An 11,935-nucleotide genomic window follows, 5' to 3' on the forward strand; every position below is an offset into this window, starting at 1 on the left:
TATTCACTTCATCTTAATCAGCAATCAACCCACACCGCACCGGCATCCGCTGACTTCACACACTGCTCAACCCAGCGTACGCCCATCAATCCGGCATGCACATCCGGATACCAGAAGTCCGCCAGAAACGCCTCATCTCCGCGATCGGTGGCATCCATTGCCAGCGCAAAACGGCGATAGAGATTCGACCAGGCTTCAAATAGCCCTTCCGGATGGCCGCCGCCGATACGGTCGTCAGCCAGCGCACTTTTGTGCAGATAGCCCATACCACGGTCCAGAATCTGCAGCGGCTCGCCCTGCACTTCATAGCGCAATTGGTTCGGCTGCTCATCCCACCACTCCAGACTGGCCTTCTCACCAATCACCCGCACTTTCTGACCGTGCATCGAGCCACAGTTCACCGCCGAGGCCCACATGGTGCCGACAGCGCCGTTGTCGTACTCCATCATCACAAAGGCGTTATCTTCCAGCGGCGCACGGGTTTTCACGAAACTCTGACGGCTGCACAGCAGACGTTTCACCTGCAGTTTCGGCACCATGGTTTCGGCGATAAACAGCGGATGCGTCGCCAGATCCCCCAGCACATAGCTGGGGCCGACAAAACGTGGATCGACGCGCCACTTGGTGCTTTCGTTTTGCAGTTCGACCGCTTCGTTATGGAAACCGTGCGCGAACTGCATATTGATAATGCGGATCTCACCCAGCAGCCCTTCTGCGATCATCTCGCGCGCCTGATGGATCAGCTGATGTCCGGCATAACCGTAGGTCACGCCGATAATCTTTTTCTTCTCGCCGCAAATTTTTTCCAGCTCGTCCGCTTCTTCCGTGGTGAAGCACAGTGGCTTCTCACACACCACATGCAGACCGGCATTGAGCGCCGCACGGCAAATGGTGAAGTGGGTATTGTTCGGCGTGGCAATCGAAACGGCTTCGATGCCGTCTGCACGCGCCGCTTCCGCCGCAAACATCGTTTCGTAATCCGGATAGCAGCGATCCGCGTCGACGCCCAGTGATACGCCAAACGCACGGCCGCGTTCGGCGTTAAGATCAAATGCGCCCGCCTGCAACACAAAGTTGCCATCACGCAGTGCCGATGAACGATGGATATAGCCAATCTGGCTGGTACCGCCGCCGCCCACCATGCCCCAGCGCAGTGAACGATCCAGAGCTTTAATGCCGTTAATCATGATGATCTCCTCAGAATCCGACCGATTGCAGGTAGTGAAGGCTGGCAGTGACGTCGCGCAGGCTGGTGTCGGCGTTGCGCGGATCGCGCTCCTGCTCGATAGTGATCCAGCCCTGATAGTTGCGCTCAGCGAGGAACGCTCGCACCGCCGGATAATCAATCGCGCCTTTGCCAATCGGGCACATCACCCCTTCCGCGCAGGCGGCAAAGAAGTCCACGCCACGCGCAATCACATCGCGCCAGACTGCGTCATTCACATCTTTAAAGTGCAGGTAATCGATGCGATCCCAGTAACGGCTCAGATAAGGGATCGGATCCATACCGGAGTAGTAGAGGTGCCCGGTGTCGAGGCACAGTCCCGCAACTTCATGCGGAATGTCCTGCACCAACTGCTCAAGCTCGTCGGCAAACTCAATACAGCCGCCGGCATGCGGGTGGATCACCGCGCGTACGCCATATTCATCCCAGGCAATCTGGCTCAGGGTGGTGATGTGCTGCATCATGCGCTGCCACTCTTCGCCCGGCAAACGCGGCGCTTTATCTGACTGACCGGCGTATCTGGCGCGTTCAGGATTACCGAAATCGATAATCACCAGGTAAGGCGCAGGCAGATTATCCGCGTGGGTTTTCTCGGCAGTAGGGACTTGCGACAGGTTGCGACAGATGTTGTGTGTCAGTTCAACCATCGCCGGGAAATTGGCTTCGCTGACCAGATCGTCAAAGATCGTGCCCGCCACCAGCGAAAGCTGATGTGCTTCCAGCTGGTGCCGTAATTCAGCCGCGTCAGTTGGCAGGTAAGTCCATGGGCCCAGCTCAATGCTTTTGTATCCGGCCTGAGCGGCTTCCGACAGGACTTTCTGCCACGGTGGCAGGAAAGGGTTTTTAGGATCGTCCACACCCCAGCTGCAGGGCGCGTTTGCAATATGAATCGTCATGATCGTTCCTTGCGGTGTTGGATAGCGCAAGTATCAAATAAAAATTTCACCTTCAGCAATCATGAAACTTTCATTTTTTGATAGCGATCATGTTATTTTTCATCACTAAAATGATAGATAAACTATCAAACCTTTAACTGGCACGGCTTCCGGAACAAAGGGGCTGGACAACACGGCGCTACCCATTGCCCCCCTTTAGCGGATTGGCGATCTCAATTTGCGTGGTCTGTCGCGCCGCTAGCGATGGGTATTGCCTATAAACTAAAGATTCTCACGCGTGATGATCTTAAACGGCAACGTAACCTGGGCAAAATGCGTTCCCGGCTCGACATGTTGCTGGACGGTGCGGACCAACTGCCGTGCCATATCCTCTATTTCATGGCGAATCATCACGGTAATCGTGCCGTCAATCAGTGCCAGCTCCCCCTCTTTCACCGGGCCGTGACAGATCAACGCCACCTCACGCTGCGGCTGCTGGCGCAATGCATGGATAACACCCTCAATACCGCCGCAGGGCGCGTAGATTAACGCCAGATCGGCATGTTCCTCCAGCAACTGACGTGTAGCGTGATAGCCGCCATCAATCGACTCGTGAGTTTTCAGCGGTTCCAGCACGCGTCGGCTGCTGTCCTGTTCACGCAAATAGGAGCGGAAGCTGATTTCGCAGCTCTCCTGACAGTTAAAGCGATGGTCGCCCACCAGCACGCCCACCGATCCCGGCTTATGCAGTAAATGCGAGGCCACCCAACCGGCAGTGCGTCCGGCCTTCTGATTATCCAGCCCGAAATAACCCGCATGTCCGCAGGGTGAGAAGTTGGAAAACAGTGCGTAAACCCTAACACCCTGACGTGAGATCTGTTCGATGGCGTGGCGGATCAGTGGGTGATCCAGCGCGACTAAGCCGATCACGTCTACTTCTTGCGCCAGCTTATGCAATGAGGCCACCACAGCCGCCACATCATCAATGTCATGCCAGTAAAACCGTGGCTCACTGCCCGCAGGATGTAACGGCTGCGTCTGTTGCCTGAGGGCATCTGTCAGCGAGTGATAGAAAGAATACGATTTTGATAACAGCACAAACCCCATGCGCAGTGCCACGCGCGCGGACTGCGCCTCCGCGCTGACAGGCACAACCGGCACCATGCGATAACCCAGTCGGTTGGCGGCTTCCAACACTTTCTGCTCAGTAGCCGCGCGCACCGGTGCCCGCCGATTCAATACCCGGTCTACCGTAGCAACGCCGACGCCCGCCGCATTGGCGATGGCGTTCATGGTGATTTTGCTCATCAACAGATTCCATTTTGATAGTTAGTTATCAAAAATAATGCCCGAAACGACCAGTAAATGCGAAAGTATTGCGGAAGAAATCGTCATCAAATCGCAACATCTGATAGAAAATCTCTCAGTAATTTGATCGCTATCGCAAAAATGAAATGATCCATTTCATTAAATTACCTGTCGGAATAAATGTTTGATATTTTCCTGTTCGAGGACAGAGGTGAGGGCTGATGGATTTGCATCAGTAAATGAATAGAGGCGGCGGTCGCGCCTTTCTATAGTGAAAGCGATCTGCCTTATCGGCTCCCGGCACATAAACCACTCAATAATAACGGAGATGATATGTTCCCTCAGACTCTACCTGCACCTCGCCGTCACCCTGAAAACCAGATCCCCACGCTGCGCTGGGGCATTGTCGGACCCGGCTGGATCGCCGACCACTTTGCCAATGCGTTGCGTCATCATACTCAGCAGCAACTGGTGGCGGTGTCGTCACGCAGCCTGGAGAAAGCGCAGGCTTTTGCCAGCAAATGGGATATCCCGCATGCCGTCGAAGGCATTGATGCACTGCTGAGCCGGAATGACATTGATGTGGTGTATATCGCCACACCGCACAATCATCACTTTCCTGATGGGCTGCGCACGCTGCAAGCCGGCAAACATGTGCTGATTGAAAAGCCGCTGGCGCTTAATGCGCAGCAGGCGTTGCAGCTCCAACAAGAAGCGCACAAACAGCAACGCTTATGCGTGGAGGCGATGTGGTGTGATTTTGCGCCGAAATACGACGTCATCCGTCAATTGCTAGCCGATGGCGCATTAGGAGATGTTCATACATTGATCGCCGATCATGGTGAATATTTTACGCAGGATCACCGCATTTTTAATCTCGATCTGGCGGGCGGACCGATGCTGGATCTCGGTAGCTATTTGATCGGCTTCAGCGTGCTGGTCGCTGGCGCACCCGACAGCATTGTGGCGAAAGGCCAGCCCGCACCGGGCGGCGTCAATGGCCAAACCTCAATGCTGCTAACCCATGGCAATGGCATGCATTCAGTGCTCAACACCACGCTGTTCAGCAACACGCCGGGCACTGCCGTTATCGCCGGACGTGATGCCACGCTTTATCTCGACGGCCAATTCTATGCGCCGGGCAATTTCCGTCTCACCTCCAGCGATGGCCGCCACACGCTGCGCTGGGAAGAACCGAACAATCGCTATATTCAGCTCTGTCATGAAATCGAACATACCGCCTGGTGCATTCATCAGGGGCTGCTTGATTCGCCGGTCCGTCCGCTGGCCACCTCACTGGCCACACTGCACGCCATGGATGAAGTCAGGAAGCAGATCGGTGTGGTGTTTAATGAAGAGCGCACCGCTTAACGATCAGGAGAACAACATGAAAATCGCTTTTGATGTGGATGTCATCAGAGAAATGGGCATCACGCGCATGGTGCATCAGGTGGCCGAATGGGGTTACAAGTACATCGAGCAGTCACCCCATCCGCAGATTAATCCGTTCTACAAACACCCGAAAGCCAGCCGGGAAATCATGCGCGAATACAAAAACGCCCTGAATGCGACCGGCCTGGAGATATCATCATTTATCACGGTTTATCGCTGGTCAGGCCCGGATGAGTTGCGTCGTCAGGCGGCGGTGAAAAACTGGAAACGCATGATTGAGATCGCCGTCGAGATGGGCGTGCAGGTGATTAACACCGAGTTGTCCGGCAACCCAAACGAGCCAGAGATCTGTGAAGAGATGTTTTATCGCTCTATGGAGGAGCTGCTGCCGATCATCGAACGTGAAGGCATTCGCGTCGAAATTCAGGCTCATCCATGGGATTTTTGCGAACAGAACAACGAAACGGTGGACATCGTGAAGTCGTTCCGCAGCGATAACGTCAAATATATCTACAGCGCGCCACACACCTTCTACTACGACAAAGGCGTGGGCGATGTGAAAAACATGCTGCATTACGCAGGCGACGATCTGTCGCATATGCTGATTGCCGATACCATGAACCACACCAAACACTGTCGCTATATCGTTAACCCGCCGGGTGTGGATGCGACCATTCATCAGCACGTTGCCGTGGGTGAAGGTGAAGTGAATTTCGATGCTCTGTTTGAAGCGCTGCGCGAGATGGATTTCGCCAACCGCACGTATAAGGTGGGCGGTGAGTCGATTATCTCTGCGGCGCTGTTTGGCTATCCGGAAAAGATGAAGTATCAGGCGGTGGAAACGCGTGAACTGATCGAGCGTGAGCTGCTGAAGTAAGCGCGGCAAGCAGATGATATTTCCCCCTCTCCCATGGCGAAAGGGGGAATGAATCGCGCGAGTGCTCATCACAGGAGCTGATGGAAAGCCTCTCTCCACCGACACGCTCCCCCACCAGCGGGAGAGCGTTGCGATAACGGCATCAGATTGCCACCCTCTCCACTTCTACAAATTCACCCCGCGTCAGCGATAACTGCGCCGCCTCGGCAATCGCCTGCGCGCGCAGGCCGTCGATCAATCCCGGCAGTCCTTCGATTTTCTCTCCGCCGATATGGCGCACAAACGCATCCAGATGGGTGTAATACGTCTCTTTCACGCGGCTGAACCAGTCGGCATACAGACCTGGCTGGATGATCCCTTTACCCTGATACAACGTGGCGCCGCGCGCTGACTGGGCCTCTGAAGCCAGCATCCCTTCACTGCCCATCACGCTGATGCGTTCGTCATAGCCGTAAGCCGTGCGGCGGGTGTTATCCAGTTGCGCCAGCGCGCCCTGCTGCATGCGCATGATCAGCACCGAAGTATCAACGTCAAAATCGCGGATCTCCGGCATCGCCAGTGCGGCACCGAGTGCGCCAACGGTGCTGACTTCATCTTCTGTCAGCCAGCGCAGCAGATCGAAAAAGTGAATCGCCTGATCGCGCATCTGGCCACCAGAGGCTTGTAGATAGCTAATCGGCGGCAGTTCTGAAGCGCGGCATACCATCTGAATCAGCTCGGTACGGCCAATCAGCCCCTGCTTTAGCTGTGATTTAAGCTGCTGATGGCTGTCATCAAAACGGCGATTGAAGCCCACGGTAACAGGAACCTGCACCGGGGAGATTTTTTCCACCACATCGCGCGCACGCTGCAGCGACAGGTCGATCGGTTTCTCGCAATACACCGCCTTGCCCGCCAGCACCGCCTGCTCCAGCAGTTCGGCATGGGTTGGCGTGGCGCTGGCAATCAGCACCGCGTCAATCGCATCAGTGTTCAACGCCTGCTGAACGCTGGCGGCCTTTGCACCAAAGCGTTGCGCTACCGCTTCGGCGCGTGAGACATCAATATCGCACACCAGCGCCAGCTCCACGCCAGGATGTGCGGCCAGGTTTGCGGCATGCACCTGGCCGATAAATCCACTACCAATCAAGGCAAAACGTTGCGGGGTCCGCATTTTAACGCTCCTTTTGTTCACACTTCGGAATAGCCGATGTTGTCAAAATAGCGCTTTCTGGCAGGCTAGCTGAACGCGGTTTTTGATGGAATTACCTCACATGAAAGCACTGACGCTGGCGGAGTTGGCGAAGCAAGTTGGCGTGGGCGTGGCCACGGTTGATCGGGTTTTGAACGATCGCGGTGGCGTGTCTCCTGCGATGACCAAAAAAATCCTGCAAGCGGCGCGGGATGCGGGTTTAAAGCGTATCTTGCCCGAGGAGCATCGTCACACCTGGCAGGTTGAAGTACTGCTGAGCGGCAACGGTGCCTTCTTTTTTCAGCAGCTGGCACAGGATTTCGCCCGGCTGGCTGATGAGCTGGGCTATCGCCGGTTGCGACTTCATCGCACGCTGATCCCGGAAAACGCGCCGGAGAAGCTGGCCGCGCACATTGCCGCCAGCAGTAAAAAGATGGATGCGCTGATCGTTTTCGCGCACGAAAATCCGCTGATTTATGATGCTTTAGCGGCGTGTCAGGCACGTGGTGTGCCGGTGATCACTATGGTGACGGATCTGCCCGATGCGGCGCGCTTGTGCCATGTCGGCATCGATCAGTACAAAGCCGGACGCACCGCGGGATTGATGCTCGGCAGCATGATCAATGCACCGGGCGATGTGGTGTTGGTGAGTGGTCGCGCGGATTACTCGGCACATCGTCAGCGAATTGAAGGTTTTCAAGCCGTGCTGGCGGAGCGTTTTCCGCAGCTCAGGTTGCGTGAAATTTTGGCCGGGCAGGATGAACGCGATCGCATCAGCCGACTGCTGGAGAAAACCCTGGCCGGATCGCAAAATATTGTCGGCCTTTACAATACTGGCATGGGCAACACGCAGATCCACGAGGCGCTGGCGCGCCATCGTCTCGGCGGCAAAGTGGTGTATGTGACTCATGAGCTGTATGCCACCACGCGCCAGCTATTGGAAAAACGGGTACTCACGTTAACGCTCGATCAAAACACCCTGCGCCACGCCCAGCTGGCGCTGACCTTATTGCTAAAACATCTCGAAGAGGGCGAACAGCCCGATACCTATCAGCCCGGTAAAGTGGACTTTATGCTCTTTACGCAAGAGAACATCTCTTAAACACACTTTGCATCTCACCGCCAGCGCGGTTAAATCGCCTTCATCTGTCGCTGCTACACTCAGTAGCAGCAAAAAACGCAATCACAACAAGGCGAAATCACTATGTCGGAAAATCAGTATCAGCCCGCGAAAGTCTGGACCTGGGACCCGGAAGCCAAAGGTAACGGCGCGAAAACCAACCGTCCGTTCGCCGGGCCGACGCATGAGAAAACGCTGCCGGTCGGCAAACATCCGCTGCAGCTCTATTCACTCGGTACGCCAAACGGCCAGAAAGTGACGATTCTGCTGGAAGAGCTATTGGCCGTCGGTGCCAAAGAAGCCGAATACGATGCCTGGCTGATCCGCATCGGTGATGGCGATCAGTTCTCCAGCGGCTTTGTTGACGTCAACCCCAACTCCAAAATCCCGGCATTGAGCGACCATTCAGTGACGCCACCGCTGCGCGTATTTGAGTCTGGCAACATCCTGCTGTATCTGGCTGAGAAATTTGGCCACTTTATCCCGGCTGATATCGCTGGCCGTACGGAAACCCTGAACTGGCTGTTCTGGCTGCAGGGCTCTGCGCCTTATCTTGGCGGTGGCTACGGTCACTTCTATTTCTACGCGCCAGAAAAAATCGAGTACGCCGTCAACCGCTTCACGCTGGAAGCCAAGCGTCAGCTGGATGTACTGGATCGTCAGCTCGCGAACAACCGTTTCCTCGCCGGCGAGGAATACACCATCGCCGATATCGCTACCTGGCCGTGGTACGGCAACCTGGTGCTGAACAACATCTATGGCGGCGGCGAGTTCCTTGATGTGCAGTCGTACAAAAACGTGGTGCGCTGGGCCAAAGAGATCGCTGAGCGTCCAGCGGTGATTCGTGGTCGCAAAGTGAATAAGGCCTTCGGTGCCGAACCGCAGGATCAACTGCTGGAACGTCACGATGCATCCGACTTCGACACCAACACCGAAGACAAACGTCAGGCGCGAGGAGAGCAGTAATGGCCGCTTATGTGGTGATGATTAAAGACGAAACGCTGGATAAAGACGAACTGGCGACGTACGCGCAAAAAGCCGGTGAGGCACGTGGCGATCATCAGATCACGCCGCTGGCATTTTATGGCGATCTTGAAGTGCTGGAAGGCCGTGATGCAGAAGGCGTAGTGGTGCTGGAGTTTGCGGATATTGACGCAGCAAAAGCCTGGTATCACAGCCCGGCGTATCAGGAAGCGAAAGCCCATCGAGTCAAAGGCGCGAACTATCGCGTGTTACTGGTCAAGGGTGTGGCTTAATCTGCCAACAAGGGCGCACTTCATTCGGTGCGCCCTGCCAGCCTGAGAAGTCGTGATTTGCTCGTCTCGCCGATTTTCAATCCAATCTGAATAACGCAATCGCCTGCTGTAACCGGTTCGCCTGCTGTTGCTGCAGATGCGCGACCTGCATGGTTTCTGCCACGTGCTGAACGTTGTGATGCACGCTATGATCGATGCTATTGATACTCTGCTGAATCTGCTCAATGCTCAAATTCTGCTGCTCACTCATCTCAGACAGCTCGGTGACCAGCTGTGACAATCCGCTGATGCTGCTGTGAATCGCGCGCATGGTCTGTGCCGCATGCTCAATCTGCACCGTGCCATGCTCGGTGCTCAACGTGCTGGCATCCATCAGTTGGCGAATTTCGCGGGCGGCATTCTCGCTGCGCATCGCCAGGTTACGCACTTCACTCGCCACTACTGCAAAACCGCGCCCCTGACTTCCGGCGCGCGCCGCTTCCACCGAAGCGTTCAGTGACAGAATATTAGTCTGGAAAGCGATGCCGTCGATCAATTCTAAAATCACTTTCACCCGCTGTGACTCTTCGCTGATTTTCGCCATTGAGCCAATCGCCGACTGAATATTTTCCTCTCCGCGCGTCGCCACCGCGCGCGTATCCCGCGCTAACTCGCTTGCACTCTGCGCTTTGTCACGCGTTAAGCTGGCGGCGATGCTGATTTCCGTCATCGCACTGGCGGCTACTTCCAGCGCCTGCGCCTGTTCATCGGTGCGGGTCGAAAGGGCGGCGTTGCGTTGCAAAATACTCTCAGACTCCGTTAGCAAGGCACTCACGCCGAGACTCACCTGATGGAGGGTGCCATGCATGGTGCCTAACGTGGTACTGAAAGTGCGTGCGAACGGGGTTTCACTCTGATGCGTATTCGCATTCAGCGTCAGATACCCGGCCTGTTGGTTGATCTGTGATGCCAGCTCTGCCACTTCGCTCGCGGAACGTGCATCGGCGGCCATCTGACGCGCAATCTCCAGCAAGATGGCGGTCTGCGCCACCACAAACAGGGCATGAAACAGCACCATGTCCCAGCCCGGATGGTGGAATACCACCACGCCAAACAGATCGTTTTCTTGCAGATAATTAAACAGGACATGATGCGTGGCCGCCGCCGCCGCCCCCACCATCAGCGGACGGATGTCGCGCCACGCCAGCAGCACTGACATCAACACAAATACCGAGAAGTGATATTCGGTTTCACCGCCGCCGAGTTGAATCAGTAAACCTGCCCAACCGATCAGTAGGGCTGAGAGCACCAGCCTTGAAGTCAGCGTGCCGCGCAGGACGGTGCCAAAGAAGGTCGACAGTAGTGCCAACGCCAGACCGGCAATCAGCGCTACGGTTAAGCTGTCATTCATCCACCCTACACCGAGCGCAATCGGCCACAATCCCCAGTTAAGGATGACCGCAAGGCTGTCTGCGCGCTGTGCAATACGTCGCAGCGAAACCATTTCCACCGGCGCGGCGTCCGGGCCTGACAAGGGCGTTGCGATCATGGCAGTTTTCCACACCAGAGGTTGATTAAGATGCCCAAAACGCAAGGGCTAAACGCTCAGACTGAGTGGAGAAATTATCGGCGTGGTATCAGGAAAGTTTAGGACCGTTAATAATTGAAAGGGAAGGATGTGAGCAGGTTCACTTGAATGCGATGATTCCCCGGGCAGCACAGGCGCAACGTCGTGCGCCTGTGCCGTATCGCTCAACTTACTTCGCAGCAAACTGCGCGTAGTTCTCCGGGGTAATGGTCTGATACGGTACCCAGTTGTATTCCTGCACTTTCTGTTTATCCAGCAGCGCTTTCGTCACCTGCACCGCGCCGGTTGCCTGGCCTTTAGCATCCTGGAAAATAGTCAGCGTCATCTTGCCGTTTTTGACGAACTGCTGCCCGTCAGGCGTGCCATCAATCCCCGCCACCAGAATCTTTTCATTTTTCGCCTGACTGAGTGCCATGATGGCACCAATTGCCATTTCATCATTATTAGCGGCAATCGCATCGATCGGGCGCTGATTCAGCAGCCAGCTCGACACCACATCCACGGCTTCATTGCGCTGCCACTTGGCGGTCTGCTTCTCAATCACTTTCATGTCTTTGTATTTGGCGATCACCGCTTCGACCGCACGGGTACGCTCACGCGCTTCCTCATTGGACAGAGCGCCCATCAGAATCGCCACATTGCCTTTGTAATTCATTTTCTTCGCTAACGCTTCCATCTGCATTTCCCCGCCCAACGCGGAGTCCGAACCGACATACGCCATGTCGCCCGGCAGTTTCACTTCTGGCTTACGATTGACGAAAATCAGCGGGATATTGGCGTTCTTCGCCGCATTAATCATCGGCAATACGCCCTGCGTATCCACGGGATTCAGGATGATGGCGTCTACGCCCTGGTTGATAAAATCATCAACCTGCTGTACCTGCAGCGCCACATCCCCTTTGGCATCCACGAACTGGCCGTTTAGCTGATTAGCCTTCAACTCTGCCTGCATCTGCGTGCGCAGAATCGAGACAAAGTTGAGGTCGAAGTTAGCCAGCGCGACGCCGACGGTGAAGGTTTTCGCACTGACGCTCAAACTCAGCAGCAGCGAGCACAGACAAAGCACGATGTTTCGGATGTTCATGAGGTGATTCCTGTAGGTTGAGGTTTTATTGTTATGACGCCGGGCAACAGGCAAATACCC

Annotated in this window: 11 protein-coding genes; 5 read left to right on the forward strand and 6 right to left on the reverse strand. The window is 55.4% G+C overall.

Features of this window, described 5'->3' with window-relative positions:
• Positions 1-17: 17 nt before the first annotated feature.
• From LBW88_RS11430 to LBW88_RS11440, 3 genes are all read right to left on the reverse strand, one after another.
• Positions 18-1,187: a Gfo/Idh/MocA family protein gene (locus LBW88_RS11430; protein WP_224932268.1), complete on the reverse strand. Its 1,170-nt coding sequence runs from the start codon at positions 1,185-1,187 to the stop codon at positions 18-20.
• A 10-nt stretch (positions 1,188-1,197) separates the two neighbouring features.
• Positions 1,198-2,121: a TIM barrel protein gene (locus LBW88_RS11435; protein ID WP_224932267.1), complete on the reverse strand. Its 924-nt coding sequence runs from the start codon at positions 2,119-2,121 to the stop codon at positions 1,198-1,200.
• A gap of 261 nt (positions 2,122-2,382) precedes the next feature.
• Positions 2,383-3,408: a LacI family DNA-binding transcriptional regulator gene (locus LBW88_RS11440; protein WP_224932266.1), complete on the reverse strand. Its 1,026-nt coding sequence runs from the start codon at positions 3,406-3,408 to the stop codon at positions 2,383-2,385.
• Between the two features lie 333 nt (positions 3,409-3,741).
• Here LBW88_RS11440 and LBW88_RS11445 point away from each other — a divergent pair, with 333 nt between their 5' ends.
• Both LBW88_RS11445 and LBW88_RS11450 read left to right on the forward strand, forming a co-directional pair.
• Complete coding sequence (locus tag LBW88_RS11445) at positions 3,742-4,779, forward strand: Gfo/Idh/MocA family protein (protein WP_224932265.1); 1,038 nt, start codon at positions 3,742-3,744, stop codon at positions 4,777-4,779.
• A gap of 16 nt (positions 4,780-4,795) precedes the next feature.
• Positions 4,796-5,677, forward strand: coding sequence for a sugar phosphate isomerase/epimerase family protein (locus tag LBW88_RS11450; RefSeq protein WP_224932263.1), 882 nt, complete (start codon positions 4,796-4,798; stop codon positions 5,675-5,677).
• Between the two features lie 142 nt (positions 5,678-5,819).
• Here LBW88_RS11450 and LBW88_RS11455 read toward each other — a convergent pair whose 3' ends face one another.
• Positions 5,820-6,830, reverse strand: a complete 1,011-nt coding sequence (locus tag LBW88_RS11455) for a Gfo/Idh/MocA family oxidoreductase (protein ID WP_224932261.1) — start codon at positions 6,828-6,830, stop codon at positions 5,820-5,822.
• 100 nt (positions 6,831-6,930) lie between these two features.
• Here LBW88_RS11455 and LBW88_RS11460 point away from each other — a divergent pair, with 100 nt between their 5' ends.
• The 3 genes from LBW88_RS11460 to LBW88_RS11470 all read left to right on the forward strand — a co-directional run bounded on the left by LBW88_RS11460 (position 6,931) and on the right by LBW88_RS11470 (position 9,224).
• The gene (locus LBW88_RS11460; protein WP_224932259.1) at positions 6,931-7,950 is read left to right on the forward strand and encodes a LacI family DNA-binding transcriptional regulator; all 1,020 of its coding nucleotides are present in this window, start codon (positions 6,931-6,933) and stop codon (positions 7,948-7,950) included.
• A gap of 102 nt (positions 7,951-8,052) precedes the next feature.
• Positions 8,053-8,934 (forward strand): glutathione-dependent disulfide-bond oxidoreductase, encoded by an 882-nt coding sequence (gene yghU, locus LBW88_RS11465; protein WP_038643540.1) that lies wholly within the window; start codon positions 8,053-8,055, stop codon positions 8,932-8,934.
• Positions 8,934-9,224, forward strand: a complete 291-nt coding sequence (locus LBW88_RS11470; RefSeq protein WP_045831881.1) for a DUF1330 domain-containing protein — start codon at positions 8,934-8,936, stop codon at positions 9,222-9,224. Before yghU ends, LBW88_RS11470 begins: the two co-directional genes overlap by 1 nt.
• A 76-nt stretch (positions 9,225-9,300) precedes the next feature.
• Here LBW88_RS11470 and LBW88_RS11475 read toward each other — a convergent pair whose 3' ends face one another.
• Entirely contained in the window at positions 9,301-10,752 is a 1,452-nt protein-coding gene (locus LBW88_RS11475) for a methyl-accepting chemotaxis protein (protein WP_224932257.1), read from the reverse strand.
• A gap of 208 nt (positions 10,753-10,960) precedes the next feature.
• Entirely contained in the window at positions 10,961-11,875 is a 915-nt protein-coding gene (locus tag LBW88_RS11480; RefSeq protein WP_224932255.1) for a substrate-binding domain-containing protein, read from the reverse strand.
• Positions 11,876-11,935: the final 60 nt, after the last annotated feature.

Source organism: Pantoea sp. alder81 (assembly GCF_020179835.1).
GTDB lineage: Bacteria > Pseudomonadota > Gammaproteobacteria > Enterobacterales > Enterobacteriaceae > Pantoea.